Raw genomic sequence first — 26,493 nt, forward strand, 5'->3', positions numbered from 1 at the left:
ACCTGGGAAAGAGGAGTCTGTCGTGGATGTAGTGATGTTGATTTGCCTGCTGGCGCTCGGCGCCGTGGTCGGCTTTGCCGCCGGGCTGCTGGGCATAGGCGGGGGCATGTTGCTGGTGCCGTTCCTGACGATGTTGTTCGCCTGGCAAGGCATGCCGGGCGACCTGGTGGTGCATGCGGCCATCGCCACGTCGATGACCTCCATCCTGTTCACCTCGGTGTCCAGCGTGCGGGCCCACCAGAAGCGCGGCACGATCCAGTGGAGCATTGTGTGGGCCATGGCGCCGGGCATCATCATCGGCGGCCTGCTGTCGGGCGGCGCGGTGTTCGCGGCGCTGAGCACCGCCTGGCTGTCGTTGTTCTTCGCCCTGTTCGTGGGTTATTCGGGCTGGAACATGCTGCGCAGCAAGAAACCCAAGGCAAGCCGCCAGATGCCGGGCATCGTCGGCACCAGCGCCGCCGGCGCCGGTATCGGCTTTCTGTCGGGTCTCGTCGGGGCGGGCGGGGGCTTCCTGTCGGTGCCGTTCATGGTCTGGTGCAACGTGGCGCTGCACACGGCGGTGTCGACCTCGGCCGCGCTCGGCTTTCCCATCGCGCTGGCCAACAGCGTGGGCTATGTCATCTCGGGCCTGAACGAAAGCGTGACGCGGCCCGGCATGCTGGGATACATCTACTGGCCGGCCCTGCTGGCGCTGGTGGCCACCAGCGTGCTGACCGCGCCCCTGGGCGCGCGCATGGCGCATCGCCTGCCGGTGGGCACGCTGAAGCGGGTGTTCGCCACGCTGCTGTTCGCCCTGGCGGCCTACATGCTGACCAAGGCATGGCAGGCGTTCATGGTTTGACGGCCCATGGCATCCTGGCGCCGGTCGGCGGCCAGGGTGGCCGGCAATGAAAAAGGCGGCTCATGCGAGCCGCCTTTTTCATTGCGCGCCGGTCCGGTCAGGCGGTCGGCGGCATGCTGTCGACGAAGGATGGGCGTGCCGACAGCTTTTCATACAGGCGGGCCAGGTTGGCGTGATCGGCGCGCCAGTCCAGGTCCGCAAAGCGCAAGTCCAGATAGCCCAGCGCGCAGCCCACGGCGATGTCGGCCAGGCTGTAGTTCACGCCCATGCAGTGGGCGTTTTCGCCCAGGCTGTGGTCCATGGCGTCCAGGCTGGCGCGCACCTTGCCGTACTGGCGCTCGATCCATTCGGGGCTTTGCTGCGCGGCCGGGCGCAGGCGTTCGCGCACGACGGTGACGCAGGCGTCGAGCAGGCCGTCGGCGATGGCTTCCCAGCACTTGACGGCCGCGCGTTCGCGGCGCGGCTGCGGAATCAGCCGCGCCACCGGAGACAGGGTATCGAGGTATTCGACGATCACGCGCGAATCGAACAGCGCGCCGCCGTCTTCCATGACGAGGCAGGGTACCTTGCCCAGCGGGTTGTACTTCTGTACCTGCGAATCAGGCGACCAGACGTTCTCCAGCTCGAGCTGGTAGTCCAGCTTCTTTTCTGCCATAACGACCCGCACTTTGCGGACGTAAGGACTGGTAAGTGAGCCGATCAGTTTCATGGAGTCACAAAGGCGTAGTCGAAGCGGGCGAAGTATAGCAGGGCGCCCGCTCTCGAATCGGCGTGCGCGCGCCGGATCGCAGCGCATTTGCCACATATGTTACAGAGAGGGCGAATGGTAAAATCGCCCGGCTTACAACCGCTTCCTTCTTACACCGACATGCAGATTGCCGACCAGCTTACCCAACTTAATGCTCTTTCGCCACTGGATGGACGCTATGCGTCGCGCGCCGGGGCGCTGCGGGGGCTGCTGTCCGAGGCCGGGTTCATGGCGCATCGCGTCGAGGTCGAGGTGGCCTGGCTCGTTGCGTTGTCCGATGCGGGCCTGCCCGAGCTGCCGGCGTTCCCGGCCGCCGCGCGCGAGCGCCTGGCCGCGCTGGTGCGCAATTTTTCCGAGGCCGACGCCGCCCGCATCAAGGACATCGAGCGCGTGACCAATCACGATGTCAAGGCGGTCGAGTACTGGCTGAAAGAACAGGTGGCCGACGATGCCGAATTGGCGCGTGCCGCCGAGTTCATCCATTTCGCGTGCACCTCCGAAGACATCAACAATACTTCGCATGCGCTCATGCTCACGCGTGCGCGCGCCGAAGTCGTCGTGCCGCAGCTCAACCAGGTGCTGGCCAAGCTGAACGAACTGGCCCGGACGCATGCCGACCAGCCCATGCTGTCGCGCACGCACGGCCAGCCCGCCAGTCCGACCACGCTGGGCAAGGAGTTCGCCAACGTGGCGGCGCGCCTGCAGCGCGCCGTGGCCGCCATCGAGGCGGTCGAGCCGCTGGCCAAGCTCAATGGCGCCACGGGCAACTACAACGCGCATCTGTCGGCGTACCCGGAAATCGACTGGCCCGCCTTCAGCCGCAATGTGCTGGCCGGCCTGGGCCTGACCCAGAACCGCCATACCATCCAGATCGAACCGCACGACTGGATGGCGGCGCTGTCCGACGCCGTGGCGCGCGCCAACGTCATCGTGCTGGACCTGGACCGCGACATCTGGGGCTACGTGGCCCTGGGCTACTTCAAGCAGCGCCTGAAGGAGGGCGAGGTCGGCTCCTCGACCATGCCGCACAAGGTCAACCCGATCGATTTCGAGAACTCCGAGGGCAACCTGGGTCTGGCCAATGCCGTGCTGCGCCATCTGTCCGAGAAGCTGCCGGTTTCGCGCTGGCAGCGCGACCTGACCGATTCGACGGTGTTGCGCAACCTGGGCGTGGGCCTGGGCTATGCGCTGGTCGCCTGGGATGCCTGCCTGCGCGGGCTGAACAAGCTGGAAGTCAACGCCGCGGCGATCGACGCCGACATCGATGCGTGCTGGGAAGTGCTGGCCGAGCCGGTGCAGACGGTCATGCGCCGCTACGGCCTGCCGCAGCCGTACGAGCAGCTCAAGGCGCTCACGCGCGGCAAGGGCATTACCGAAGAGGCCTTGCGCGAATTCATCGGCGGCCTGGCGCTGCCCGACGAGCCCAAGGCCCGCCTGCTGGCGATGACGCCGCGCTCGTATATCGGCCTGGCCGCGCAACTGGCGCGGGCGGTATAGTCCGGCTATCCGGCCGGCGCGCGAGGCGGCCGGCCGTTGCCCATCCACAAGGAGTTTGCCCGATGAAAAAACTGTCCATTGTTGCCGCGGTGGTCTGTACGATGCTGGCGCCGCTCTGGTCGTCGCCGGCCGCGGCCCAGTTCGCCAAGCCCCAGGACGCGATCAAATACCGCCAATCGGCCCTCACGCTGATGGCATCGCACTTTGGCCGCATGCAGCCGGTCATGCGCGGCCAGGCACCCTACGATGCGGCGCAGATCAAGGCCAACGTGGATATCTTCAAGACGCTGTCGACGCTGCCGTGGGCGGCGTTCGGCCCGGGCACCGAGGGCGGCGATGCCTTGCCGGCGGTCTGGAGCGACGCCGAGGACTTCAAGCAGAAACAGCAGCGCCTGGCCGACAATGTGGCCAAGCTGTCGGCCGCGGCCGATGCGGGCGATTACGACAAGGTGCGGGCGGCGTTCGGCGACGTGGGCGCCAGCTGCAAGGCTTGCCACGATTCGTTCCGCAAGAAGAAGTAAGGCGGCGCGCCGCCCGCGCCCGCAAGGCAAAAAAAGGTTCATCGCGCATTGCCGGGGAAGGCGGCACGGATTTTGAGGAAGAAGTATTCCTGGTCGCGGTAGCCGTAAGCGCGCCGCTTGATGACCTTGATAGTGTTGTTGATGCCCTCGACAATGCTGGTGTTCAGGGGATGTCGGCATCTGGCCAGGATGCCGTGCAGATAGCCTTTCAAGCGCTGAGCGAAGGTGTTCAAGGCGGCTATTCCGCTTTGCTCGGCCTGCTCGTACCAGTGGTTCCAGGCTTGTCTTGCCCAGGCAGGTCTTTGGTAGAACCAGAGCCGTTTGAGTTCGTCACGCAGGACATAGACCGTCAGCAGCGGCTGGTTGGCTTGCAGCAATTCGTCGAGCCGGACGGCCTGCTGCCGATCCAGGTTGTCACGGTTGCGCAGCAGCAGCCAGCGACTCGATTTGATGATCCTGCGTGCGGGACGATCCTGGCGTAGTTGATTGGCCTGATCCACGCGCACCCGATCAATGACCTCTCGTCCATACTTGGCCACGACATGGAACAAGTCATAGACGATCTCCGCCTGTGGGCTGTGGGCCTGGATCTCCAACTCGTAGGCGGTGGTCATGTCGATGGCAACGGCCTTGATGCGTTGGGCGGCCCCAGGCGGCAATTGTTCGAAGAACGCCCGGGCCGTCTCGCGTGAGCGTCCTGGGCCAATCCACAGCACCTGCCTGCCGATCGGATCGACCACCACTGTCGCGTAGCGATGCCCTTTGTGCAGGGCAAACTCGTCCATCGCCAAATACTCGATCTTGGACCAATCCGGTTCGCGCACCGACGCACGCAGCCGAGCCTTGTCCAGCGTCTTGACGGTATGCCAACCCAGCTCGAAGAACCTCGCCACCGCCTGCACGTTGCTCGATTGCAGCAATTGGCTGCAGGCCTGCGCCAGCCGATCCGTCACCCGTTGATATCGCCCCAGCCAGGCAAGCCGCTCCAGGCGCGGGCCGCCGCATTGCTCACACCACAAGCGTCGGCGCGGCACGTGCAGAACGACCCGATACTCGAATAACGGCAGATCTCGCACCCGTCGAACCGTGGTCTCATGCACCTGGCGACACCGCGCGCCGCACTGCTCGCACAGCATCACCTTGGCCGTTGGCTTCAAATAGATCGACAGCGTGCGCCCTGGGTCTTCGGGCCATTCCACGCGTTCGACGCCATAGCCCTGCCAGCCTCCCAGCGACTCCAGCAACTTGCGATCCAGCATCTCCCTGCACTCCTGATGGCAAATACCTGCCGTCAAGAATACGAAAACTTGCCAAACCCCTCCACGCTATTGCGCGATGAACCAAAAAAAAACCGGTCGCGCGACCGGTTTTTTTTCGTTCGTTCCGGCGCTTGCCCGCGCTAGGAGAACGACATGTCGACGGCGACGGCCTGCGCCTGTATCCACAGCACGAGCGCCGCGCAACAGGCGCCCACCACGGCGGCGCGCAGCCAGATGGCCGGGCCGTCCTGCGAGGCTGGCGTGGCGGGCGGCAGCTGGGCAGCCGGCGCGTTGCCGGTGATCATGGCGCGCACCAGCGCCCGGCGGCGCACCGCCGAGTACCACGCGATGGCCAGCAGATGCGCGCCCAGCAGGCCAAAGATGATCCATTCGTTGGCCTGGTGCAGGCCGGTAAGGGTGTTGGCGGTTGCCTCGCTGACGTGGCCGTACAGCGGGCCCTGGATCATGATGTCGTCGCTGGCGAACAGGCCGGTCGCGGCCTGGACTCCGATGACGGCCAGCATGGCCAGCACCGACAGGGCGCCGAGCGGATTGTGGCCGGCATGGTCGGCGGCGCGGCCGCGCAGGTAGGCAAGCATCGCGCCGGGACCGCGCACGAACGTGGCAAAGCGCGCGTGGCGCGGGCCGACGAAGCCCCAGATCAGGCGAAACAGGACCAGGCCCAGCGCGGTCAGGCCGAACCGGACGTGCCAGTCCATGTACAGCCCGCCCAGCTTGACGGTGACCAGCGCGCCGATGACGGCGGCCGCAAAGGCCCAATGGAACAGTCGCGTGGGCAAGTCCCAGATGCGAACGGAGGTTGCGGTTGGCTGCATGGCAAGACGGCGTAGGGCACGGACGCAGCCAACTTTAGCACGGCGCGCCGGCCGCGCCGCTTCAGTGGGTCAGGCCGCGCACCGACTCGATGCGATGCACGTGCTCGTGGCGGAAACGGATGCGTTGGCCGTGGCTGGCCTTGTCGTCGCCGGCGCAGCGGATCAGTTCGGTCGTGTACGTCGTGGTGCCGTTGATCGGCGCGTTGTAGATCACGCGCGCCCGGATGACCGGGCCGTCGGCCAGTTGCAGATGCACGACGTCGCCGACGTGGATGGGAGTGTCGTCCAGCTTGGTTTGCGTGGGACGGCGGATCAGGTGGTTGGTGTCAAACAGTTGGTTCATGTTTTTCCTCTTTCGAGTTCTAGTTATGGAATGTGCGCAAGGCCGCAAGAGCGGTCTTGCCTGGTACGGCGAACATGCATGCGCGGCATGCGTGGCGCCGGGAGCATGGGGCGGCGGATCGCAAGGACCCGGAGAGGCCGGCGGGGACCGGCTGTATCCCGATGCTCGAAGTGCGTGCCGTGGGCAGGCCAATGGCGTTGCCGGATGACACACACAGCGTTGGACACCAAGGGTGGTGCCAGGGTTCCCTGCGTTCAGGGCAGGGCAGCGATGGGTTTGTAGCAAGCCGTAAGGCGTAAAGCGCGGGCTTGCGGTTTCGGGTCGGCCACGCCAGGCGTGTTCTGATATGAGGGGGCCGACGGCTTGCCTGTGCGCACATGACCGGATCGGCCATGTTGCTGCCATATGATGATATACGGCGTTATGGGCAAGCATGAATAACTAAGTATTCTAGTGCATGGAATTTTGTTTGTCAAGAACCTGTCGCAGGCGCCTGTCACAGATCGCTTCGATGGCAACAAAGTGCCTGCTCCAGGGGAGTTTTCCGGATGCCAGCCCGATAATGCCGGCAATGCGCAGTGGCGCCGCATGGGTGCTGGAAGGGAGGTTTATGCGGTTTGGATGGGGATTGCCGGCGCTGGCCGTCGTGCTTGCGCTGGCCGGATGCGTGAATCGCGAGCCAGAGGAGCGCGCGGCCTTCATCGCGTATCTGGAACAAGTGGCCGCGCCGCAGGCGGGCGTCGTGGCCGCGCCGCCCGACCCGCCCACGCGCAAGGCCCTGGGCGACTACGAGGCGCAGTACGAGCCGATGGAAGCGGCGCACGCCGCCGTGCGCGAAGCGTTGGCGGCGCAGCAGGCGGCGCTGCAGGCGCTGCGGCTGCATTCGGTCGACGAGATCGTCGCACGCCAGGACGGCTGGGACAGGCTGGCCGAGCGCTTGGCGGCCGCGCGCACCGGGCTCGAACAGGCGCGCGCCGCCGCCGACGCCGCGCGCGCCGGGATGGAGCAGCCTCCCGACCTGCGCAACGCCTACGCGCGCGCCTATGAACACAGCGTCACGGCGCCGGCACAGGCCTTGGCGCGGATATCCGGCCTGCTCGAACCCGCCGTGGAGGATGCGCGGCGCGTGGCCGGGTTCGTTGCGCGCCATCGCGATCAGGTCGATACCGATGGTCCGCTGACCCAGGTGCGCGATCCCTCGGTGCGCAGCGAGCTCAATGTACTGCTGCAGGCGCTCGATGGCCGCTCCGACCAGGTTTCGCAGGCGCAGGCCTTGCTCAATGGCCTGGCGGGACCGGCTCGCCAGGCGCCCTGAGTACAATAGCGCCTCGTGCGGCCAGGCCGCTTCCGGGATGGAACATGAGCCAATCGAGTCTTTTCAACAGCAGGGCGTTCGTCGGGCTGCTCATCGTGGTGACGATCGCCTTCGCCTGGTTGCTGTGGCCTTTCTACGGCGCCGTGTTCTGGGGCGCCATCCTGGCCATCATCTTCGCGCCGGTCCACCGCCGTATCGCCGTGCGCCTGGCGCCGCGGCGCAATCTGGCCGCCTTGCTCACGCTGTTGATGGTCCTGCTGGTGGTCATCATCCCGCTGATCTTCATCACCGGTTCGCTGGTCCAGGAAGGCGCCAATCTGTATCAGCGGCTCAAGAGCGGCAACCTGAATTTCGGCGCCTACCTGCAGCAGGCCATCGATGCCCTGCCGCCCACGGTGCACGACGTGCTGGCGCGCTTCGACCTCGCCGACCTGGGCAGCATCCAGGAAAAACTGACGGCCGGCATGATGCAGGCCAGCCAGTTCATCGCCACCCAGGCGTTCAACATCGGGCAGGATACCTTCCAGTTCCTGATCGGCTTCGGCGTCATGCTGTACCTGCTGTTCTTCCTGTTGCGCGATGGTTCGCAGCTGTCGCGCCGGCTGCGCCGCGCGGTCCCGCTGGACGAGCATCACAAGCAGCACCTGTTTCGCAAGTTCACCACGGTGATCCGCGCCACGGTCAAGGGCAATATCGTCGTGGCGGCCGCGCAGGGCGCGCTGGGTGGCGTGATGTTCTCGGTGCTGGGCATACAGGGCGCGCTGCTGTGGGGCGTGATCATGGCCTTTCTGTCCTTGTTGCCGGCTATCGGCGCCGGCCTGATCTGGGCGCCGGTGGCGGTGTATTTCCTGCTGACGGGCGCGATCTGGCAGGGCGTGGTGTTGATCCTGTTCGGCGTGCTGGTGATCGGCATGGTCGACAACGTCCTGCGTCCCTTGCTGGTCGGCAAGGACACCAAGCTGCCCGATTACGTCGTGCTGATCTCGACGCTGGGCGGCATGGCGCTGTTCGGCCTGAACGGCTTCGTGATCGGGCCGCTGATCGCGGCGCTGTTCGTGGCTTGCTGGGACCTGTTCTCGCCGCCCGACGACACGGCCGGAGATGGCGCCGCGCGGCCCTAGCCGGGCTTGCCCGCGCCGCCGGGCGGGTGCGAAAATTGCCCTGTGTCCAGCAATGGGGCGGCGCCACGCGCCGCACTTGCCATGAAGCTGCCTGTCGACGGGCTGATCGCGTCGTTCGACGTGGATGCACAAAAGAGTTTCACGCCGCTTTGCCCGGATGAACTGCCGGTGCCCGACGGGCACGCGATCGTCCCTGAACTCAACGCCCAGGCGGCGCACGCGGATCTGCGACTGGGATCGAAAGATGCGCACAGCCCTCACGCCATCTGGCGGGCGACGGCCGATCAACCCATGTTCAGCCCGGTGGCGGGCGCCAACGTCGACGTGCGCTGGAACATGCACTGCGTGCCGGGCACGCGCGGCTTCGAGTTGCTCGACGGCTTGCCGGCGCCGGCCGCCTACGATTTCTTCGTCTGGAAAGGCGTGGAGCCCGACATGCATCCGTACGGGTCTTGTTACCACGACCTGGCCGAGCGGCAGCCGACCGGCGTCATCGAGTTCCTGCGCGCGCGCGACGTGCGCTGCGTGCTGGTGGGCGGCCTGGCGCTGGATTACTGCGTCAAGGTGACGGCCCTGCAGCTGCGTCGCGCCGGGCTGGAGGTCGTGGTCAATCTGGCGGCGTGCCGCGGCATTGCCGCCGCGACGTGCGAACAGGCCAGGCGGGAGCTGAGCCAGGCCGGGGTGCGCACCGTGCCGCATGCCGGCGTGCTGGTGCGCGCCGGCCGCTGACGAAGCGCGCCGCGCTAGTGCTGGCCGGACTGCGACACGGCGTCCGGGCGTTGCGACGGTTCGGCCGGCCCGGCATTGGCCAGCACGCAGCGGTTGCGGCCGCCGGGCTTGGCCGCGTACAGGGCCTGGTCGGCGCGCTTGAGCAGCCGCTGGTAGTCGGGATGCCTGTCGTGGGCCGCCACCCCGATGCTCAGCGTCAGCCGCACTTCGCCGCCATCGGGCAGCACGGTCGCCTTTTCCTGGATGCGGCGGCGCAAGGCCTCGGCCACGTTCAGCGCCTGCGTGCCGTCCGCATCGACCAGTACCACCAGGAACTCCTCGCCGCCGAGACGGAAGGTGTAATCGCCGCCGCGGCTGTACGAGGCAATCAGGGATGCCACTTGCTGCAGCACGAAGTCGCCCGCGTCGTGTCCGTGGGCGTCATTGATCGACTTGAAGTAATCGATGTCGGCCACCAGCACCGACAGGGGTACGCCGGTCTTGCGCGCATACGCCACTTCCTTGCTCAGCACCACGTGCAGGTACTTGCGATTGAGCAGCCGGGTCAGCGTATCGCGGCCCGACTCCAGGTTGCCCGCCTGTTCGAACAGGCCGTCGATCAGAAAGCCGATGGCCTTGGTGGCATCGCGCACGCTGTGCAGGATGGCCAGGCGCTGGTCGGGCGGCGGTTGGGTCTGCTGCGCATCGGCCAGCAACTGGTCGATGTGCTGGAGCTGGCTCGACACGCTGCGGCTTTCGGCCGCGCCTTCGAAGGCGTGCGCCGCCTTGTGGATGAACCACAGGCCGAATTCGGATTTGCGTATGGGGGGCAGCTCGTCCCATGGCTTGCCGACCGACAGGCCGAACATCAACTGGTTCTCCCAGTCGAGCAGGGCGGCGCGCTGGCGCTCCCGCTCGGCCCCGACGTTCTGCGACAAGGCCAGCAGCCGGTAGCCTTCCTCGGCGCGCGCATTGCGGTCGTGCGACACCGAGTAGGCATGGCACATCATCTCGACCGCGGTCATGGTGACATCCGCGACGTAGCGGCATGTCGCGGCCGCCTGCGCGGCCGACAGGCTGGCATCGCGATCCAGCAGTTCGCAGATCCTGCGGATCAGCGCGCACGCGCCGCGCATCACCAGGTGGACCGGGATGTCGATGCGCGCGTGCACTTCGCCGACCTTGCGCTGGAAAGCCACGGTCCGCTCGTATTCCTCGGTGGGGGCGGCGGCGTACACCGACTCCAGCCAATCCTGCATGGAGGCATGCAGCTTGGTCTTGACCAACTGGTCGGACAGGAAGAAGGCCGCGTTGGGATCGGCCAGCATGCACTCGTAGAAATAATCGGCCAGCGCCGCTTTGTTCGCCGTGACGACGTTCCGGGCGGCAACCCATTCATGGGGCGAATAATGCGCGCAAGTGTCTTTCCAGCGCAGGGCCAGGATTTCAGGCGAAGGCTTCAAGTTGTATCCAGCAGGGGGGTGGTCCACAGTAGATTGTAGTCCGCCGTTACGGTTAAAAGTCGCCCTGCGCGGCCCTGGCGCCGAATATGTCCACGATAGGGCGCGCAGGGCATCAATAGGCAAGACTGGGTAATACTTCGGCGGTTTCGGGGTCTTGGCGGGCGCTCAGCCCGCGCGCCACTGGCTGCGCTCGATCATGCGCGCAAAGATGGTGAACGCTTGCGGATCGGTGCGCGCGCCTTGCTCGGCTTCCAGCATGGCCATGGTGCGGTCATGCGGAACCGGGGAGCGGTAGGGGCGGTGCGCGGTAATCGCGTCATAGGCGTCGACCAGCGCGATCAGGCGCGCCTCGAGCGGTATGGCCTCGCCGGCCAGCCCGTCGGGATAGCCCGATCCGTCGTAGTGCTCGTGATGGTGCCTGACGATGCGGCCGATCGCCGCGCCGTCGTCCAGCCCGGTTGCCGCGATGATGCGCTCGCCCAGCACGCTGTGTTCCTGCATGTGGGTCCAGTCTTCGCCCAGCAGGCGGCCCGGATGATGCAGGACGCGATCGGCCACGCCCAGCTTGCCGATGTCGTGCAGGCTCGCGCCCAGTTCCAGGCGGCGTATCGCCATGCCATCCAGCCCGTATGCCCGGCCCAGTTCCCCGGCCAGCGCCGCGACGCGTCCGCTGTGTATGGCAGTGCTGGGGTCGCGTGCGCGCAGCGCGGCAGCCAGGGCGCGGCAGGCGCGCGTATCGGCTTCGGAGCGCGGCAATGATTCAGTTTGCATGACTCGTGTTTCTGATCGAAGTGGTGCTTGCCGCAATGGCCAAATTGACGGCCAAAGCCGCCTCAGTCCCCACGAATGGCGCGCCGGCCGCGGCGGTAGACTGGCGCAGCCTCCTGGAATTCCATTCATGGCGCTGCCCTGGCCGGGCAGTTCTGAACATGCAGACCGACGTCAACATCAATTCGCTAGCAGCCCTGGGCCTCATGGAGGAGATCTTCGCCAACTACCACGCCTATCGCGTCGCCAAGCAGGCGGGCGATACGGGCGAGATGGCGCTCAGGCGCGCGAAGATCGAGACACTGGCCGCCGAGCAACGGCGTGTCATTGCCGCGGTGTGCCGCGATACGGGCGCGCAGTGAGCGACGGCGAGGCGTTTGGCCCTATTGCAGGGGTTGCTGGCCGGCCGCCTCGAGATAGGCGTCGATTGCCAGCTTGAGGTGGGACAGGGCGCTGCCCGTCAGCGGACGCTGGTCGGATTCGGCCAGCAGGCCGCTGGCAGCCTGGCGCAAGGCTGCGCCGAATTGCTCCCGCTGTTCGGCGGGCTGGGCGGCGATCAGGCACTGGACGGTCGTCTCCAGTGCGCTGACCTTGGCAGTGACCTGCTGGATGGCTTGTGCGAAAGCCACCATGATTTCCTGGTTTTCCATCGAAGGACGTCCATATCGGGTTGCGCCAGCCGTATTCCGCGCAAGACTTGTTGCCAAATACCAGGGCCTGGACCCGGCTCGGGTTGCCGGTATCGGCAGCGTCACACGGACCTCGGGAGCAGCGCGGCTTGTCCGGCTGCCCAGCGGTCTGGCTATTTTTTGCAAATTGTAGCGTAGCGAATCGCGGTTTTCGGGCGGACCATGCGCCCGCGCGCGCCGGTGCGCGTGTTGGACTTGAGCGATGTCAAAAGAGGCCGCGCCGGCCGGGCGGAATGAATTCGGATTGCTGTATGGACATACAGTATTCATAGGCCTAGAATCCGCGCTATATGGCCTCGGAATCCCGGGGCCGGGAGGCGGAAACGATGAGCGAGCCGGCGATCGCGTGGCGGCGTGTGGACGATTATTGCTGGGTCGGCCCGCCTGGCTGGACGATCTGCCGGGTCTGGCTGGACGGAAGCTACCAGTACGAGCTGTGGTTCAGCCGCGGCGATGCCGGCACCATCTACGGCATGCGCGCCTCGCTGGAGGGCGCGCAGCATCTGTACATGCAGAAACTGGGGTAATGCGCATGGCGGGCGCGTGCCGGGGCGCGGTAAGATCGATGCCGAAAGGAGGTGCGGATTGATGAAGACGGAACAGAAACGCGGCTTTCTGGACAGGTTCTTTCCGGCAGGCATCCGGCCCGCATGTCCGAAATGCGGCCACCAGGGATTTATCGTGCTGCATGACGACGCGGTGGTGAACGCGGATAAGCCGATCGCCATCGTTGCCTGCGCGTCCGAAGACTGCCATGCCGCGCTCGGCGTTTTGCCAGCCAGCGCGGTATGGGATGAGTAGGAGCAAGCGCAAGGCACGTAGCGGCCGTCCACGCACGCTTGTCCTTCATCGCGCACAAAACAAAATGCCCGCAAGCGATTGCGGGCATTTTGTTTTGAATTCTCTAGTGGCGCATCCCTGATTCGAACAGGGGACCTGCGGATTATGATTCCGTCGCTCTAACCGGCTGAGCTAATGCGCCATCCCTGGTCTGGCGCAAACAAGAGTCAGCTGCCAAACGAAGAACGAAATTCTAGCATGAAAGATTTTGTATGTGCAACATGCCGGCCTTTCAAGCGTCGCGGGCAAGGCGGATGCCGGAGAATTGCCAGCGCGCCTCGGGCGGGAAGAAGTTGCGGTAGGTGGCGCGGATGTGTTCGCGCGGGGTCGCGCACGAGCCGCCGCGCAGCACGTATTGGTTGCACATGAACTTGCCGTTGTATTCGCCGACGGCGCCGGCTGGAGGCGTGAAGCCCGGGTAGGCATCGTACGCGCTGCAGGTCCATTCCCAGACGTCGCCGTACAACTGCACCGGCACGCCGGCGGCCGCGCGGCGCGGCGCGGGCCGCGGATCGAGGTGGCCGCTTTCGAGCAGGTTGGCCGGCGCGTCCGCGCTGGCCCCAGGGGCGCGGGCGGCGAGTTCCCATTCTGCTTCGCGCGGCAGGCGCACGCGTGCCCAGCGCGCGTACGCGTCGGCCTCGTAATAGCTGACGTGGGTGACCGGCGCATGCGGCTCCAGCGCATGCAGGCCGTGCAGGGTGAAGACGCGTCACTCGTCTTTCTGGCCTTCCCAGTACAGTGGCGCGCGCCAGTTCTGCTGGCAGGCCTGGTCCCAGCCGAGCGACAGCCAGAGCTCGGGGCGGCGATAGCCGCCGTCCTGGATGAAGGCCAGGTATTCCCCCTGGGTGACGGGGCGGTCGGCCAGGTGAAACGGTCTGAGCAGTACCTCGTGCGCCGGGGTTTCGTTGTCGAAGGCAAAGCCTTCACCGGCGTGGCCGATGCCCACGATGCCGCCGTCATAGCGGGTCCAGCCCGCCGGCGTGCCGGCCGGCAGCGCCGGTATGCCGGGCGGCGCGTAGGCCGGCCGCAGCGGGTTGCAGCTGAACAGGTGCTTGAGGTCGGTGAGGATCAGCTCCTGGTGCTGCTGCTCGTGGTTGAGCCCCAGTTCCACCAGCGCGTCGAAGTCGCTGTCCACGCCCGCCAGGCGCGCGCACAGCGTTTCCATGGCCTGGTCCACATGCGCGCGGTAGCGCAGCACCTCGTGCAGCGACGGGCGGGTAAGCAGGCCGCGCTGCGGACGCGGGTGGCGGGCGCCGACCGCGTTGTAGTAGGAGTTGAACAGCATGCGGTACTACGGGTCGAACGGCCGGCGGCCAGGCTCGAAGCGGCCGATCACGAAGGTTTCGAAGAACCAGGTCGTGTGGGCCAGGTACCATTTGACGGGGCTGCAGTCCGGCATGGATTGCGCCTGGCAGTCTTCCGGCGACAAGGGCTCGGCCAGCGCCGCGCTTTGCGCGCGGATGCGGGCGTAGCGTCCGGTGGGGTGCGGCGCCGGTTCGGGCGGGCCGGGGCGAGTGAGCAGGCAGGCTGACGACTCCATGGAAGCTCCTTGGCGCATGGCGGTGGGGCGGGCCTGGGTTCAGGCCCGGGCGCTGAATACGGAAAACCAGTCGCGCGCGTCCGACCAGTGCCGGATGTCGCCGTAGCCGGCGCGGCGCAGCAGGTCGACGAAGCGTTCGATGGTGTATTTATAGGAGTTTTCCGTGTGGATGCGTTCGTCGGCCTGGAAGCGCCGCTGGCCGCCGGGCCAGCGCACGCGTATGTCGCTGCGTGCCTGCAGGTGCATTTCCATGCGGCTGCGCGGCTCGTTGTAGAGGGCGACGTGGGTCCAGTCGCGTACGTCGAAATCGCTGCCGAGTACGGAGTTGACGTGCCGCAACAGGTTCAGGTTGAAGGCGCCGGTCAGGTGCAGGGCATCGTCGTAGGCGGGTTCGACGATGGCGCGCGCCTTGACGCGGTCGACGCCGATCAGCAGCCCGCCGCTGACGCCCGCCTGCGCACGCAGGCTGGCCAGCAGTGCCAATGCGGCGTCGGGGTCGAGGTTGCCGATGCTGGAGCCTGGATAGAAGAACAGCCGGCCCTGGGCGTCGATGGCCTCGGGCAGATCCAGTCCCGCATTGAGGTCGCGGCCCAGCGGCAGCACGTCCAGCCATGGGTGGGCGCGCCGCACGCGCGCCACGGCCTGTCCGAGGAAATCGGTGGAAATGTCGATGGGCACGTAGCGCTGCGGCCGCAGACAGGGCAACAGGCGCTCGGCCTTGGCGCAGTCGCCCGCGCCGAGGTCTATCAGGGTGCGAACCGGCCCGGTGTGGCGGGCGATGGCCTCGAGGTGGGTGGCGAAGATTTCCGCTTCGCAGCGTGTGGGGTAATACTCGGGCAACTGCGTGATCGCGGCGAACAGGCTGGAGCCGAGCGCGTCGTACAGGTATTTGGGGTCGATGCGGGCGGGATGCGCCTGCAGGCCGGCCAGCAGGGCGTCCAGGGCCGGGTCGACGCCGGTGGCCTCGGGCATGAAAGGCGCGGCGGCGGCAAGCATCGTGGGCGTGTGGGCCATGACGGGGTTCCTTCCAGATGGGATGGAAGGGATCTATTGTGAGCGGCGGCGCCGTGTCGGTGTCAAGCGCTAACGTCCCGGCTGCAATGGACTTTTACGAAAAGAAAAAAGCGCGGGGCGGCGATGCGCCGCAAACGCCGTTCCCGGGCAGCCGCGAGAGGGAGGCGCCGGATTCGCATTCGGTTGCCAATTGACACGCCCGCGCCGGCGTGCGCCGGCCTGCTCCGGGCGGCGGAAATACTGCTTTACCGCTGGTTGCCAAACCAGAGGCGTGCGGCGCGGGCCCCGGTCAGAATACGGGCGTGTCATAAGGCCAAGTGGGAGATTCGCTATGTCGTCGATCGTGGTGGCACGGTTCGATAGCGTCCCTTCGGCGAGAAGCGCTGCGCACGCGTTGGTCGGCGACGGCTTTCGCGAAGAGGCAATCAGTATCCTGTACGGCGACCCGGATCGTACGGGCCGGCGGATGGGCCGGCCGGCCTGGCGTTTCGGGCCGGACCTGCGCACCCGCGCCGCGCGCTGGCGCGCCATTGTCAGCGCCGCGGCGCTGGCGACCATCGGTACCCTGGGCGGCGTGATCGTACCCGTGCTGACCGGCTACGGCCGCGTGGGCATGGTGGTGGGCGCGGCATTGGGCGCCTATGCGGGCGCCCTGGCGGGCGCCTGTTGGATGGCCAGCGGCCTGCGCCGCGCGCGCGCCGAAGCGGCCTACGCCGGCCAGCTGGCGCGCGATCGGGTGGTGCTGCTTGCCGTGCAGGTGCATCCCGACGACGAAGAGGCCGCGGCCGCGCTGCTGCGCGACGCCGGCGGCCTGCAGGTAGAGAAGGCGCGCAGCCGCTGGTGGCCGGGCGCACGTGGCCAGTCCACGCCCACAGGCTGGCGCACGCGTGCCCCGCGCCCGCCGGCGCAGCGCACGCAATGGCAACCCTGAGGCGCGGCTTCGCGTGCCGCCTGGCGCGCCAAGTGGCCGTCATGTTCATGTTGGCGGCGTTGGGCGCATGCGCCACGGTGCCGGGCATGCAGGGGCTGCGCGAGCGGCGCGCCCAGGCCGGGCTGTCCACCGACTACGGCTGGCAAAGCCTGCAGCGCAGCCACACGATCGTGACGGACGCGACCGGCGGGGACGGGGACGATGCCATGGCGCGCCACCTGGCCGTCGAGGCGGCCATCAGCGGCGCCCCCTTGGTGGCGGGCAACCAGGTCCGCCTGCTGGCCGACGGGCCGGCGACCTACCGCAGCATGCTCGACGCCATCGCGCAGGCCCGCCGCTATATCCACATGGAAACCTACATCTTCGAAGATGACGAGGCCGGCCAGCGTTTCGCCGACGCCCTGATGGCGGCGCGCCAGCGCGGCGTCGAGGTGGCGGTGATGGTCGATGCGGTGGGCACGCTGAATACGCCGCGGCAGTGGTTCGAGCGTCTCAAGCAGGGCGGAATCAAGGTGGCGGTGTTCAATCCGGTCAACCCGGCGCGCGCCGGCCTGGGCTGGGCGCCCAACCAGCGCAACCACCGCAAGCTGCTGGTGGTCGACGGTCAGGTGGGCTTCCTGGGCGGGCTGAATATCAGCAGCGTCTATTCGTCCGGATCGCGCTCTGGCTCGGGTTCGGGGCGTGCGGCGCAGGCGCCCGGGCCGGCCGCGTCCCGTGCCGATACCGCGCCGTGGCGCGATACCCATATCGCGGTGCGCGGACCGGCGGTGGCGGAGATCGAGCGCGTCATCCAGGACGGCTGGCTGCGGCAGACCGGCGCGCCGCTGGGCGGCGGCGCGGTGCGGCTGAGCGTGCCCGCGCCGGGCGATCTGCATGTGCGCATCCTGGCCAACGAGCCCAACGAGCGCGACGGCTATACCGTTTACCTGACGCTGATGTCGGCGTTCGAAAGCGCGCGGCAGTCGATTCACATCACCATGGCCTATTTCGTGCCCGATCCGGCCTTCGTGCGCGTGCTGGCCGATGCCGCGCGGCGCGGGGTCGATGTGGCGCTGGTCCTGCCGGGATTCAGCGATTCATCGCTGGTCTGGTACGCGGGACGCTCGCATTACCAGGCCCTGCTCGATGCCGGCGTCAAGCTGTACGAGCGGCGCGATGCGCTGTTGCACGCCAAGACGGCGGTGGTCGACGGCGTGTGGTCCACGGTCGGGTCGAGCAACATGGATTGGCGCAGTTTTGCATTGAACTACGAGCTCAACGCGGTCATCGTCGGGGCCCGCTTCGGCGCCGAGATGGAGGCGCTGTTCGAACGCGACCGCGCCGCCGCCGTGCCGATCGACCCGCGCAACTGGGCCGATCGCGGCGCCGACGATCGCTTCATGGAGGCGTTTTCGCGCCTGTTCGAGCGCTGGCTGTAGCCGGCCTTGCTAGGCGTGCGCAGGCGCGCCGGCCGGGCGCAGCGCGGCCAGCGCCGCGCTGATGTCCATGGCGGGCTGGAACGAGTCGGCCTGCGCCATGCCCCAGCCCACCTGGAACACATGATGGCGGAATTCGCCGCGCAGCAGCTCGCCCGGCGCCAGTTCGGGAAACAGCGCCGACAGCAGGCGTACTTCGCTCGACGAGATGCGCCGCGCGATATGGTGCGGACGCAGCTGCCCCGGGTGGGTCAGGCCGGCGGCGCCCAGCAGCTCGGCCAGGGCGTGCAGCGTATTGCCGTGAAAGTTGGCCACGCGCTGCGCCTTGTCCGGCACGACCAGCGCGCGTTGGCGCAGCGGGTCCTGGGTCGTGACGCCGGTGGGGCATTTGCCGGTATGGCAGGCCTGCGCCTGGATGCAGCCGATGGCGAACATGAAGCCGCGCGCGGCGTTGCACCAGTCAGCTCCCATGGCCATGGCGCGCGCCATGTCGAAGGCGGTGATGATCTTGCCCGACGCGCCCAGCTTGATGCGGTCGCGCAGGTTCACGCCGATCAGGGTGTTGTGCACCAGCCGCAGCGCCTCGCGCAGCGGCGTGCCGACGTGGTCGACGAATTCCACCGGGGCGGCGCCGGTGCCGCCTTCGGCGCCGTCGACCACGATGAAGTCCGGCGTGATATTGGTTTGCAGCATGGCCTTGACGATGGCGAACCATTCCCACGGGTGGCCGACGCAGAACTTGAAGCTGACCGGCTTGCCGCCGGACAGCTCGCGCAGCCGCGCCACGAAATGCAGCAGGCCGACCGGCGAGTCGAAGGCGCTGTGGCTGGAGGGCGAGTTGCAGTCCTGCCAGGCCGGCACGCCGCGCGCCTCGGCGATTTCCGGGGTGACCTTGCCGGCGGGCAGGATGCCGCCGTGGCCCGGCTTGGCGCCTTGCGACAGCTTGATTTCTATCATCTTCACCTGCGGCGTACAGGCGTTCTTGACGAAGGCTTCCTCGGAAAAGGCGCCGTGGGCGTCGCGGCAGCCGAAATAACCCGAGCCGATATTCCAGACCAGCGATCCGCCGCGCTCACGGTGGTAGCGGCTGATCCCGCCTTCGCCGGTGTCATGCGCGAAGTCGCCGATGCGCGCGCCTTCGTTGAGGGCCAGCACGGCGTTGGCCGAGAGCGCGCCGAAGCTCATGGCCGAGATGTTGAAGGCCGACATGGAATACGGCTGGCGGCACTCGGGGCCGCCCACCGTGACGCGGAAGTCGGCATCGGCCACGTGCGCCGGCGTCATGGAGTGATTGATCCACTCGTAGCGGTCGCCATAGACATCTTCCTGCGTGCCGAAGGGCCGCTTGTCGATGTCCTGCTTGGCGCGCTGGTAGACGATGGAGCGCTGCGCGCGCGAGAACGGCGAGGCGTGGGTATCGTCTTCGAGGAAGTACTGGCGGATCTCGGGCCGGATGAATTCGAACAGGAAGCGCAGGTTGCCCAGGACCGGGTAGTTGCGCCGGATGGCGTGGCGGGTCTGCAGCAGGTCGTATACGCCGAGCAGGGACAGCAGCACGAAGGGGACGGCTGCCCACAGCCAGGCGCGCGACGAATGGACCGCCAGCGCCGAGGTCAGGGCGGCGCCGATCAGCATCAGCGCGAATGTCGTATAGCGGCCAGCAATCCAGTTCATGCTCCATCTCCGGGGGGCGTAATGGAGGCAACCATACCAGATGCCGGTTTACGGCTGGCTGGCCGCGCCGGGGCTCAGCAGCTGGAGGCCGCGGGCGTCTTTTCCACCGCCAACCCGAACCAGGGGCGCAGCCGCACGCCCAGCGCGCTGCCCAGGAAGGCCGCCGGCAGCCACAGCCAGGCGTGCAGGCTGCCGGACAGGATGCCGCTGAAATAGGCGCCGATATTGCAGCCGAAGGCCAGCCGCGCGCCGTAGCCCAGCAGCAGGCCGCCCACCACGGCGGCCAGCAGCGAGCGGGCCGGCACTTTCCACACCGGGGCGAACTTGCCGGCGGCCGAGGCGGCTGCCAGCGCGCCCAGCATCAGGCCGATGTCCATGACCGAGGTGATGTCCTGGCGCACCGGCGCGGCCAGCGCGGCCTGCTGCCTGGACCAATAGGCCCCGCTCGCCACATCTCCGCCCAGCGCGTCCAGCGCCTTGGCGCCCCACAGCGCAAAGGCCGAGGTGATGCCCCAGGGCCGGCCGGCCAGGGCCAGCGTGGCGAAGTTTAGCACCACCAGGGCAATGCCGCCCCAGACCATGGGCCACGGGCCTTGCAGCAGCGACGGCGTGCGGCTGGTACGCGCGGCGTGCGAAATGAGCTGGCCATGGCGGCGCTTTTCCAGCACGGTGGTCGTCCAGGCGATCAGGGCGAATACGGCCAGGTTGGCCAGCAGCGCGCCCGGCAGCCCCCAGCTCTTGATCAGCGAGGTGGGCGGCAGCGCGGGCAGGGCCGACCACCAGCCGAAGTTGGCCGTCGCGATGACCGAGCCGACGATGAAGAACAGCAGGGTGACCAGCATGCGGGTATTGCCGCCGCCGACGGCGAACAGGGTGCCCGAGGCGCAGCCGCCGCCCAGCTGCATGCCGATGCCGAACAGGAAGGCGCCCAGCACGACCGACACGCCCGGCGGCGAGACAAAGCCGCTGACGGGCTGGCCCCACAGGGTGCCTTGCGCGAGGAAGGGGAAGAACAGCAGCACGCCGACGGCCAGCATGACCATCTGGGCGCGCAGGCCGGCGCCGCGCCGGTCGGACACGAAGACGCGCCAGGCCTGGGTGAAGCCGAACGACGCATGGTAGAGCGTTACGCCCAGCAGGGCGCCCACCACCCATAGCGCGCTCTGGCGCCACCCGACGCTTTGCAGCAGATAGGCCGCGCCGGCCAGCACCAGCAACAGCGCCGCCCACAGCGGCTTGTGGTTGATGCGGATCGGCGGCAGCGCCGACGGCAGGTCGAGGGTGGAGGTATTGATACTCATGATGACATCCCGGAGGGGGTGTAAGAAAAGGGACAGGGCGCTGGCGCGCCCTGGGTCATTGCAATATAGGACGGGCGGCAAATTTCCCGAACTAGTTATTGTTGATTTCTTAATTTCTTTTGGTTATTTGTCGGAGAGGGCTCAGCCCAGGGGCTGGCGGCCTATCCATGCCACCAGCGCCGTGATGGTGGGCACCGACAGCACCGTCGACAGCAGGATGGCGCGCGACGAAGGGCGCGCGTCGCGTCCGTAGAGCTGGGCCAGCATGAAGGGGCCGGTGCCTATGGGCAGGGCGGCCATCAGCACCGCGCACCAGGCCCACAAGGGCGGCATGTCGAACACCGCGAATGCCAGCACCGCCGTGACGGCGGGGTGCAGCAGCAGCTTGCCGTCCACCATGAGCCCCACCGTGCCGCGGTCGCCGCCGGGCTGCGATTGCGCCAGGAACAGGCCGATGGTCACCAGCGCGCAAGGGCTGGCCGAGGCGCCCAGCAGCGCCGCATAGTTGTCCAGCCCGGCTGGCAGCGTGATGCCGGCGGCCGCACAGGCCAGCCCCAGCAGGGGCGCGGCCAGCAAGGGGTTGCGCAGCAGCGCCCGCGCCACTTTGAGCAGGGTGGCGCTCCAGTGGCGGTCGCGGTGCTGGTCGAACTCGATCAGCGCGATGGCCACGCCAAACAGGACGCAGGCCGTCAGCAAGGTGGTGATGATGGCGGGCGCCAGGCTGGCCGGGCCCAGCAGCGCCAGGCACAGCGGGATGCCCATGTAGCCGGCGTTGCCGTACGAGGTGGCCAGGCCTTCCAGGCTCAGGTCCGTCAGCCGCGCGCCGTCGCGGCGGCAGGCCAGGATGGCGGCTCCGAATGTCAGGGCGATGCCGCCGGCCACCGCGGCCGTGAAGCCCCAGTAGTCGGCCAGCTGGCGCAAGTCGGCCTGGGCCATGGCGCGAAACAGGAGCGCCGGCAGCGACAGGTACACCACGTAGCGGTTGAGCGCGTCGGTGGCGCTGGGGCCCAGCACGCGCCAACGGGCGGCAAGCCAGCCTGTCAGGATAAGGGCGAATACCGGTAGCGCGGCGGTCAGGACGGCTTGCATGGGCGAGGTTGTTACAAGGAGGCCACATTCTACTGCCGCGGGGTTCAAGGCCGCCGCCGGCCCTGCGACAATGAGAGCGGGCGGCGCACAGGCGCGCCGCCGCAAGCATAGAAGGGGAATCGCCATGCCGCAAACCGCCGCGCCGTTACGCATCGTATTGGGAACCTGGGACCGTCTGCGCGAAGACGCCACCACCGTGCGCTTCGAGGTGTTCGTCGCCGAACAGCGCGTGCCCGAGGATATCGAATTGGACGATTTCGACCCGCTGTCGGTCCACGCGGTCGCCTATGGCGCCGACGGCGCGCCGCTGGGTACCGGCAGGCTGTTGCCCGATGGCCACATCGGGCGCATGGCGGTGCGCAAGCGCGCCCGGGGGCTGGGCGTGGGCGGGCGGATACTGGATGCGCTGATCGAGCAGGGCCACGGCGATGGGCATCGCATGCTGGTGCTGCACGCGCAATCGCACGCGCGCGGCTTTTACGAAGCGCACGGTTTCCAGGCCGAAGGCGACGAGTTCGTCGAGGCGGGCATCGCGCATGTCGCGATGACGCGCGAACTGGCGCGCTAAAGCGCTTGCCGCAGCAGGCGCAAAGAAAAAAACCCGGCGCTTGCGCGACCGGGGTTTTTTGGCACATCACGACAGGTATCGTGAAGTATGTATTGGTGCCCAGGAGAGGACTCGAACCTCCACACCTTGCGGCACATGGACCTGAACCATGCGCGTCTACCAATTCCGCCACCTGGGCTTTGCTGCCTGCCGCCGCTGTCGCTGCGTCAGATCAAGCAAGGAGGCGAATTATGCACATTTTTTCGCGGTGGTGCAAGTCGGCCTGAAAAAATCGCGGCCTGCGGTCCTGTGGCACACTGCGCCCACCAGGCGGCTCGTCTTCGCCGCGATGCGTTTTCCATGTCCCGTCCCGTATGCGCGCGCTGCGCGCGGCCCCGATCCCATTGCCTGTGCGCGCTGATACCCGCGCTCTCGTGCCGTACCCGCGAGTTGTTTTTGCAACATCCGGCGGAAGCGCGCCATGCGCTCAACACCGCCCGCCTGGCCGCACTCGGGTTGCGCCAGGCCGAGTTGCACGTGGGCGAGCGCTTCGATCCCGCGTTGTGGCGGCGGCCCGGCATGCGCAGCTGGCTGCTGTTTCCGGGCGAGGCGGCGCGCGAGCCGGGGCCGGTGGGCGAGGGCGGGCCGCTGCTGCTGGTGGTTCCCGATGGTTCGTGGCGGCAGGCGCGCGGACTGGTGGCGGGCAATCCCGATCTGGCCAGCCTGCCGCGCCTGGCGCTGCCGGCCGATGGCGTTTCCGCTTATCGGGTGCGCCACGCCGATCTGCCGGGCGCACTGTCGACCATCGAGGCTGTCGTGCAGGTGCTCAACGCGCTGGAAGCGCCGGCGCGTTTCGATGCCTTGCTGGCGCCCTTTCATGCGCTGGTGCAGGGGCAGGTGAGGGCGATGGGCGATGAGGTCTATCAGCGCCACCACGTGCGGCGCGCAGGCCGTCGCGGCAAAAGCGGCTGAGACGGCGCGGCAAAGAGAAAGCCCCGGCAATCATGCGATTGACCGGGGCTTTCATGAAGGCAGGCCATGCCTGCCTTGCGAATTCCGTGGTGCCCAGGAGAGGACTCGAACCTCCACACCTTGCGGCACATGGACCTGAACCATGCGCGTCTACCAATTCCGCCACCTGGGCACTGTCTCAGAGCTTGTGATACCCTGCCGGCTTGCTGCTTTCGAGGTGCCTGTCACGTTGCCGGAAACAGCGTCCTTGCGGTTTACCTTGCAGTGTTTAATCCGTAGACTTGCGTATCCGGATTTTCTGTCAGGTGTTTCGCCGGGACGTCGATTCGACGTTGAAACAAAACTACTTCAAAATCACCAAATACCGGATTCAGTCTGATCACCTGCCTGACAAACAGGCCGATAATGCTGTGATAATACTGAATCGAGTATCACTTTCTGCTGCAGTGTTGCCGCTGGGCTAACCACAGAAGCTGCGCATTATATACGGAACTTTCAGCTTTGGCAAAACGATCGAAAAACGAATCCAATAACAACAGATCTACGCCCGTCTTGCCCGATGTGCCTGCCGACTTCGACCCCGATGTCCCTTCACGCGAAGCCATTCTGACGGCGTTGCGGTCGGCCGGGGCGCCGTTGTCGCCGGCCGAACTGGCCGAACGCATGGGCGTGGAACGGCCCGCGACGCTGGTCGGCTTCGAGCGCCGGCTCGGGGCGATGGAGCGCGACGGTCAATTGCTTCCCAACCGCAAGGGCGTGCTGCTGCTGGCCACCAAGCTGGATTTCGTGGCCGGCCGCGTACAGGGCCACCGCGATGGCTTCGGCTTCCTGGTGCGGGATGACGGCGGGCCCGATATTTTCCTGTCGCCGCGCGAGATGCTCAAAGTGCTGCACGGCGACCGCGTCCTGGTCAAGCCGTCGGGCGAGTACCGCGGCAAGCCGGAAGGCGCCATCGTCGAGGTCATCGAGCGGCGCACCAACAAACTGGTGGGCCGTTTCCTGCACGAACATAGGTTGTCCATCGTCGTGCCCGAGGACCAGCGCATCAAGCACGACATTCTCATTCCGCCCAGCGACACCAACGGCGCCCAGCACGGGCAAGTGGTGTCGGTGCAGATCATGGAGCAGCCCACCCGCCATACGCAGCCGCTGGGCCGCGTGTATGAGGTGCTGGGCGAGATCGACGATCCCGGCATGGAAATCGAGATCGCGGTGCGCAAGTTCGACGTGCCGGTCGATTTTTCGGAGCCCGCGAACAAGCAGGCCGCGCGGCTGCCGGACTCGGTACGCAAGACCGATCTGAAGCAACGCGTCGATCTGCGCGACGTGCCGCTGATCACCATCGACGGCGAGGACGCGCGCGATTTCGACGACGCGGTGTACTGCGAGCCGGTCGAACTGGGCACCGGCCAGCGCAAGCGGCCGGCCTGGCGCCTGCTGGTGGCCATCGCCGACGTCAGCAACTATGTGCGGCCCAACGACGCGCTCGATGACGATGCCTACGAGCGCGGCACCAGCGTGTATTTTCCGCGCCGCGTGATTCCGATGCTGCCCGAGGTGCTGTCCAACGGGCTGTGCTCGCTCAACCCCAATGTCGACCGCCTGGTGCTGGTGTGCGACATGGTGATCCCGGCGACCGGCGCCAAGGCCGGAACGGTGACGGCCTACCAGTTCTACAACGCGGTGATGCATTCGCATGCGCGCACCACGTACACCAGTATCTGGGAGGCGCTGCAGCAGCCGGGCGGCCCGGCTGCCGCGGCGCTGGGCGCCATCATGCCGCATGTGCGCCACCTGCACGAGCTGTACCAGCTGCTGTCGCAGCAGCGGCGCAAGCGCGGCGCCATCGATTTCGACACGGTCGAGACGCGCATCGTCTGCAACGAACTGGGCCGTATCGAACAGATCGTGCCCATGGTGCGCAACGATGCCCACAAGCTGATCGAAGAATGCATGCTGGCGGCCAACACGTGCGCTGCCGATTTCATGTCGCGCAGCAAGCACCCCGGCCTGTACCGCATCCATGAAGGCCCCACGCCCGAGCGCCTGCAGTCCCTGCGTGATTTCCTGCGCACCATGGGCCTGTCGCTGGGCGGCGGCGACGAGCCCACCGCCAAGGACTACGGCGAGTTCCTCGATTCGGTGCGCGGGCGCCCCGACTACCCGCTGCTGCAGACCATGTGCCTGCGCTCCATGCAGCAGGCGATCTACAGCCCGGACAATCTCGGCCACTTCGGGCTGGCGTATCCCGCCTATACCCATTTCACTTCGCCGATCCGCCGTTATCCCGACCTGCTGACCCACCGCGTGATCAAGGCGCTGCTCGAAGGCCAGCGCTACATGCCGGAGCTGGAAGACCAGCCCATCGTCATCGGGCGCTCGCAGCGCGAGCACGAACACGCCGTATGGGAGAAGCTGGGGCTGATCCTGTCGGGCAGCGAACGGCGCGCCGACGAGGCTTCGCGCGATGTCGAAGCCTGGCTGAAGTGCTGGTTCGTCAAGGAGCGCGTCGGCGAGGATTTCAGCGGGACGGTGACGGGCGTGGCCAGCTTCGGCATTTTCGTGACCCTGGATACCTTGCACGTCGAGGGGCTGGTGCACGTCTCGGAACTGGGCGGGGAGTATTTCCAGTTCAACGATGCCTTGCACGAACTGCGCGGCGAGCGCACCGGCATGCGTTACCGCCTGACGGACAAGGTGCAGGTGCAGGTGTCGCGCGTGGACCTGGAAGTGCGCCGCATCGAGTTCCGCCTGGTCAAGGGCACCAGCTTCGACGCGCTGCGCAAGGCCGCCGCGCGCGGTCCCGACGAGGGGCGCAGGGTCAAGAAGGCGGCGGCTCCCAAGCCGGCGGCCCTGAAGGGGCAGACCGCCAAGCAGCGGCGCGCCGAGGCCAAGCAGGCCAGCAAGCCGGCCAATACGCCCAAGGCGGCCAAGAGCGCCGGCGCGTCAGCGCAGAAAAAGCCGGCGCGCGCACGCCATTGAACCGGCCAGGCGGCCCCGTCCGGGGCCGCAGGCGGTAACATTGCACCGTAGACCGGCCCGCCGCCGTTTTCCGGCGGCG

General features: G+C 67.1%; 25 protein-coding genes, 3 tRNA genes and 1 pseudogene. 14 read left to right on the plus strand and 15 right to left on the minus strand.

Annotation, left to right across the window (positions count from 1 at the left end; genetic code table 11):
• Positions 1 to 22 precede the first annotated feature (22 nt).
• A complete protein-coding gene (locus LK409_RS10605) occupies positions 23 to 841 on the plus strand; it encodes a sulfite exporter TauE/SafE family protein (protein WP_003813022.1) in 819 nt (272 codons plus the stop codon).
• Between the two features lie 97 nt (positions 842 to 938).
• On the opposite strand, the gene LK409_RS10610 is transcribed toward LK409_RS10605, so the two are convergent.
• On the minus strand, positions 939 to 1,550 hold the full coding sequence (locus tag LK409_RS10610) for a glutathione S-transferase (RefSeq protein WP_033470747.1): 612 nt from the start codon (positions 1,548 to 1,550) through the stop codon (positions 939 to 941).
• 159 nt (positions 1,551 to 1,709) lie between these two features.
• Here LK409_RS10610 and purB point away from each other — a divergent pair, with 159 nt between their 5' ends.
• Entirely contained in the window at positions 1,710 to 3,086 is a 1,377-nt protein-coding gene (purB, locus tag LK409_RS10615) for an adenylosuccinate lyase (protein WP_041937216.1), read from the plus strand.
• Positions 3,087 to 3,148: 62 nt separating this feature from the next.
• Positions 3,149 to 3,607: a c-type cytochrome gene (locus LK409_RS10620; protein ID WP_003813017.1), complete on the plus strand. Its 459-nt coding sequence runs from the start codon at positions 3,149 to 3,151 to the stop codon at positions 3,605 to 3,607.
• A 38-nt stretch (positions 3,608 to 3,645) separates the two neighbouring features.
• Here the strand turns inward: LK409_RS10620 and LK409_RS10625 are convergent, their stop codons facing one another.
• The 3 genes from LK409_RS10625 to LK409_RS10635 form a co-directional block, all read right to left on the minus strand.
• Positions 3,646 to 4,866, minus strand: coding sequence for an ISL3-like element IS1001 family transposase (locus tag LK409_RS10625; protein ID WP_010927279.1), 1,221 nt, complete (start codon positions 4,864 to 4,866; stop codon positions 3,646 to 3,648).
• Positions 4,867 to 5,006: 140 nt separating this feature from the next.
• Positions 5,007 to 5,702 carry a cytochrome b/b6 domain-containing protein gene (locus LK409_RS10630; protein WP_003813013.1) on the minus strand — a complete coding sequence of 232 codons (696 nt, stop codon included), beginning with the start codon at positions 5,700 to 5,702 and terminating at the stop codon, positions 5,007 to 5,009.
• A 61-nt stretch (positions 5,703 to 5,763) separates the two neighbouring features.
• The gene (locus tag LK409_RS10635) at positions 5,764 to 6,045 is read right to left on the minus strand and encodes a hypothetical protein (RefSeq protein WP_003813010.1); all 282 of its coding nucleotides are present in this window, start codon (positions 6,043 to 6,045) and stop codon (positions 5,764 to 5,766) included.
• A 610-nt stretch (positions 6,046 to 6,655) separates the two neighbouring features.
• Between LK409_RS10635 and LK409_RS10640 the strand changes: the two genes are divergently transcribed.
• The 3 genes from LK409_RS10640 to LK409_RS10650 all read left to right on the plus strand — a co-directional run bounded on the left by LK409_RS10640 (position 6,656) and on the right by LK409_RS10650 (position 9,210).
• Positions 6,656 to 7,360: a DUF3053 domain-containing protein gene (locus tag LK409_RS10640; protein ID WP_226376544.1), complete on the plus strand. Its 705-nt coding sequence runs from the start codon at positions 6,656 to 6,658 to the stop codon at positions 7,358 to 7,360.
• 44 nt (positions 7,361 to 7,404) lie between these two features.
• Positions 7,405 to 8,481: an AI-2E family transporter gene (locus LK409_RS10645; protein WP_010928581.1), complete on the plus strand. Its 1,077-nt coding sequence runs from the start codon at positions 7,405 to 7,407 to the stop codon at positions 8,479 to 8,481.
• 81 nt (positions 8,482 to 8,562) lie between these two features.
• The gene (locus LK409_RS10650) at positions 8,563 to 9,210 is read left to right on the plus strand and encodes an isochorismatase family protein (protein WP_003813004.1); all 648 of its coding nucleotides are present in this window, start codon (positions 8,563 to 8,565) and stop codon (positions 9,208 to 9,210) included.
• A gap of 14 nt (positions 9,211 to 9,224) precedes the next feature.
• Here LK409_RS10650 and LK409_RS10655 read toward each other — a convergent pair whose 3' ends face one another.
• Both LK409_RS10655 and LK409_RS10660 read right to left on the minus strand, forming a co-directional pair.
• Entirely contained in the window at positions 9,225 to 10,652 is a 1,428-nt protein-coding gene (locus LK409_RS10655; protein ID WP_010928582.1) for a diguanylate cyclase, read from the minus strand.
• Between the two features lie 165 nt (positions 10,653 to 10,817).
• The gene (locus tag LK409_RS10660; protein ID WP_010928583.1) at positions 10,818 to 11,423 is read right to left on the minus strand and encodes an HD-GYP domain-containing protein; all 606 of its coding nucleotides are present in this window, start codon (positions 11,421 to 11,423) and stop codon (positions 10,818 to 10,820) included.
• Positions 11,424 to 11,458: 35 nt separating this feature from the next.
• Here LK409_RS10660 and LK409_RS10665 point away from each other — a divergent pair, with 35 nt between their 5' ends.
• Positions 11,459 to 11,782 (plus strand): hypothetical protein, encoded by a 324-nt coding sequence (locus tag LK409_RS10665; RefSeq protein WP_010928584.1) that lies wholly within the window; start codon positions 11,459 to 11,461, stop codon positions 11,780 to 11,782.
• A 21-nt stretch (positions 11,783 to 11,803) separates the two neighbouring features.
• On the opposite strand, the gene LK409_RS10670 is transcribed toward LK409_RS10665, so the two are convergent.
• Positions 11,804 to 12,070 carry a hypothetical protein gene (locus LK409_RS10670; RefSeq protein WP_010928585.1) on the minus strand — a complete coding sequence of 89 codons (267 nt, stop codon included), beginning with the start codon at positions 12,068 to 12,070 and terminating at the stop codon, positions 11,804 to 11,806.
• Positions 12,071 to 12,435: 365 nt separating this feature from the next.
• Between LK409_RS10670 and LK409_RS10675 the strand changes: the two genes are divergently transcribed.
• Together LK409_RS10675 and LK409_RS10680 are read left to right on the plus strand one after the other, a co-directional pair.
• Positions 12,436 to 12,636: a hypothetical protein gene (locus LK409_RS10675; RefSeq protein WP_010931514.1), complete on the plus strand. Its 201-nt coding sequence runs from the start codon at positions 12,436 to 12,438 to the stop codon at positions 12,634 to 12,636.
• A 61-nt stretch (positions 12,637 to 12,697) separates the two neighbouring features.
• Positions 12,698 to 12,910 (plus strand): hypothetical protein, encoded by a 213-nt coding sequence (locus tag LK409_RS10680; RefSeq protein WP_023853354.1) that lies wholly within the window; start codon positions 12,698 to 12,700, stop codon positions 12,908 to 12,910.
• A gap of 107 nt (positions 12,911 to 13,017) precedes the next feature.
• Here LK409_RS10680 and LK409_RS10685 read toward each other — a convergent pair.
• From LK409_RS10685 to egtD, 3 genes and pseudogenes are all read right to left on the minus strand, one after another.
• Positions 13,018 to 13,091, minus strand: a tRNA-Met gene (locus tag LK409_RS10685).
• A 90-nt stretch (positions 13,092 to 13,181) separates the two neighbouring features.
• Positions 13,182 to 14,507: pseudogene (egtB, locus tag LK409_RS10690) on the minus strand (ergothioneine biosynthesis protein EgtB).
• Between the two features lie 21 nt (positions 14,508 to 14,528).
• Positions 14,529 to 15,503, minus strand: coding sequence for an L-histidine N(alpha)-methyltransferase (gene egtD / locus LK409_RS10695; RefSeq protein WP_003812989.1), 975 nt, complete (start codon positions 15,501 to 15,503; stop codon positions 14,529 to 14,531).
• A 331-nt stretch (positions 15,504 to 15,834) separates the two neighbouring features.
• Between egtD and LK409_RS10700 the strand changes: the two genes are divergently transcribed.
• Both LK409_RS10700 and LK409_RS10705 read left to right on the plus strand, forming a co-directional pair.
• Positions 15,835 to 16,434: a hypothetical protein gene (locus LK409_RS10700; RefSeq protein WP_010928586.1), complete on the plus strand. Its 600-nt coding sequence runs from the start codon at positions 15,835 to 15,837 to the stop codon at positions 16,432 to 16,434.
• Complete coding sequence (locus LK409_RS10705; protein WP_010928587.1) at positions 16,422 to 17,852, plus strand: phospholipase D-like domain-containing protein; 1,431 nt, start codon at positions 16,422 to 16,424, stop codon at positions 17,850 to 17,852. The genes LK409_RS10700 and LK409_RS10705 overlap by 13 nt, the downstream gene beginning before the upstream one ends.
• 9 nt (positions 17,853 to 17,861) lie before the next feature.
• Here the strand turns inward: LK409_RS10705 and LK409_RS10710 are convergent, their stop codons facing one another.
• From LK409_RS10710 to LK409_RS10720, 3 genes are all read right to left on the minus strand, one after another.
• A complete protein-coding gene (locus LK409_RS10710; protein ID WP_010928588.1) occupies positions 17,862 to 19,523 on the minus strand; it encodes an FMN-binding glutamate synthase family protein in 1,662 nt (553 codons plus the stop codon).
• Between the two features lie 74 nt (positions 19,524 to 19,597).
• Entirely contained in the window at positions 19,598 to 20,905 is a 1,308-nt protein-coding gene (locus LK409_RS10715) for a YeeE/YedE family protein (RefSeq protein WP_010928589.1), read from the minus strand.
• A 60-nt stretch (positions 20,906 to 20,965) separates the two neighbouring features.
• On the minus strand, positions 20,966 to 21,913 hold the full coding sequence (locus LK409_RS10720; protein WP_010928590.1) for an AEC family transporter: 948 nt from the start codon (positions 21,911 to 21,913) through the stop codon (positions 20,966 to 20,968).
• Positions 21,914 to 22,037: 124 nt separating this feature from the next.
• Here LK409_RS10720 and LK409_RS10725 point away from each other — a divergent pair, with 124 nt between their 5' ends.
• Entirely contained in the window at positions 22,038 to 22,481 is a 444-nt protein-coding gene (locus LK409_RS10725; RefSeq protein ID WP_003812977.1) for a GNAT family N-acetyltransferase, read from the plus strand.
• A gap of 93 nt (positions 22,482 to 22,574) precedes the next feature.
• Here LK409_RS10725 and LK409_RS10730 read toward each other — a convergent pair.
• Positions 22,575 to 22,659, minus strand: a tRNA-Leu gene (locus LK409_RS10730).
• Between the two features lie 161 nt (positions 22,660 to 22,820).
• Between LK409_RS10730 and LK409_RS10735 the strand changes: the two genes are divergently transcribed.
• Positions 22,821 to 23,432 (plus strand): tRNA-uridine aminocarboxypropyltransferase, encoded by a 612-nt coding sequence (locus LK409_RS10735; RefSeq protein ID WP_010928591.1) that lies wholly within the window; start codon positions 22,821 to 22,823, stop codon positions 23,430 to 23,432.
• A gap of 87 nt (positions 23,433 to 23,519) precedes the next feature.
• Here the strand turns inward: LK409_RS10735 and LK409_RS10740 are convergent.
• Positions 23,520 to 23,604 (minus strand) — tRNA-Leu (locus LK409_RS10740).
• 329 nt (positions 23,605 to 23,933) lie between these two features.
• Here LK409_RS10740 and rnr point away from each other — a divergent pair.
• Positions 23,934 to 26,414, plus strand: a complete 2,481-nt coding sequence (rnr, locus tag LK409_RS10745) for a ribonuclease R (protein WP_010928592.1) — start codon at positions 23,934 to 23,936, stop codon at positions 26,412 to 26,414.
• Positions 26,415 to 26,493: the final 79 nt, after the last annotated feature.

The sequence above is a fragment of the Bordetella parapertussis genome (genome assembly GCF_020735925.1).
GTDB classification, from domain to species: domain Bacteria; phylum Pseudomonadota; class Gammaproteobacteria; order Burkholderiales; family Burkholderiaceae_B; genus Bordetella; species Bordetella pertussis.

What these genes read in the sequence shown, in the direction of transcription:
- LK409_RS10705 (WP_010928587.1), top strand. Translation starts at nt 16,422, where the DNA reads ATGGCAACCCTGAGGCGCGGCTTCGCGTGCCGCCTGGCGCGCCAAGTG.
- LK409_RS10720 (WP_010928590.1), bottom strand. Translation starts at nt 21,913, where the DNA reads ATGCAAGCCGTCCTGACCGCCGCGCTACCGGTATTCGCCCTTATCCTG.
- LK409_RS10665 (WP_010928584.1), top strand. Translation starts at nt 11,459, where the DNA reads ATGGCCAAATTGACGGCCAAAGCCGCCTCAGTCCCCACGAATGGCGCG.
- LK409_RS10610 (WP_033470747.1), bottom strand. Translation starts at nt 1,550, where the DNA reads ATGAAACTGATCGGCTCACTTACCAGTCCTTACGTCCGCAAAGTGCGG.
- LK409_RS10645 (WP_010928581.1), top strand. Translation starts at nt 7,405, where the DNA reads ATGAGCCAATCGAGTCTTTTCAACAGCAGGGCGTTCGTCGGGCTGCTC.
- LK409_RS10670 (WP_010928585.1), bottom strand. Translation starts at nt 12,070, where the DNA reads ATGGAAAACCAGGAAATCATGGTGGCTTTCGCACAAGCCATCCAGCAG.
- egtD (WP_003812989.1), bottom strand. Translation starts at nt 15,503, where the DNA reads ATGGCCCACACGCCCACGATGCTTGCCGCCGCCGCGCCTTTCATGCCC.
- LK409_RS10710 (WP_010928588.1), bottom strand. Translation starts at nt 19,523, where the DNA reads ATGAACTGGATTGCTGGCCGCTATACGACATTCGCGCTGATGCTGATC.
- LK409_RS10735 (WP_010928591.1), top strand. Translation starts at nt 22,821, where the DNA reads ATGTCCCGTCCCGTATGCGCGCGCTGCGCGCGGCCCCGATCCCATTGC.
- LK409_RS10675 (WP_010931514.1), top strand. Translation starts at nt 12,436, where the DNA reads ATGAGCGAGCCGGCGATCGCGTGGCGGCGTGTGGACGATTATTGCTGG.
- LK409_RS10700 (WP_010928586.1), top strand. Translation starts at nt 15,835, where the DNA reads ATGTCGTCGATCGTGGTGGCACGGTTCGATAGCGTCCCTTCGGCGAGA.
- LK409_RS10625 (WP_010927279.1), bottom strand. Translation starts at nt 4,866, where the DNA reads ATGCTGGATCGCAAGTTGCTGGAGTCGCTGGGAGGCTGGCAGGGCTAT.
- LK409_RS10650 (WP_003813004.1), top strand. Translation starts at nt 8,563, where the DNA reads ATGAAGCTGCCTGTCGACGGGCTGATCGCGTCGTTCGACGTGGATGCA.
- LK409_RS10725 (WP_003812977.1), top strand. Translation starts at nt 22,038, where the DNA reads ATGCCGCAAACCGCCGCGCCGTTACGCATCGTATTGGGAACCTGGGAC.
- LK409_RS10635 (WP_003813010.1), bottom strand. Translation starts at nt 6,045, where the DNA reads ATGAACCAACTGTTTGACACCAACCACCTGATCCGCCGTCCCACGCAA.
- purB (WP_041937216.1), top strand. Translation starts at nt 1,710, where the DNA reads ATGCAGATTGCCGACCAGCTTACCCAACTTAATGCTCTTTCGCCACTG.
- LK409_RS10660 (WP_010928583.1), bottom strand. Translation starts at nt 11,423, where the DNA reads ATGCAAACTGAATCATTGCCGCGCTCCGAAGCCGATACGCGCGCCTGC.
- LK409_RS10640 (WP_226376544.1), top strand. Translation starts at nt 6,656, where the DNA reads ATGCGGTTTGGATGGGGATTGCCGGCGCTGGCCGTCGTGCTTGCGCTG.
- LK409_RS10630 (WP_003813013.1), bottom strand. Translation starts at nt 5,702, where the DNA reads ATGCAGCCAACCGCAACCTCCGTTCGCATCTGGGACTTGCCCACGCGA.
- LK409_RS10680 (WP_023853354.1), top strand. Translation starts at nt 12,698, where the DNA reads ATGAAGACGGAACAGAAACGCGGCTTTCTGGACAGGTTCTTTCCGGCA.
- LK409_RS10620 (WP_003813017.1), top strand. Translation starts at nt 3,149, where the DNA reads ATGAAAAAACTGTCCATTGTTGCCGCGGTGGTCTGTACGATGCTGGCG.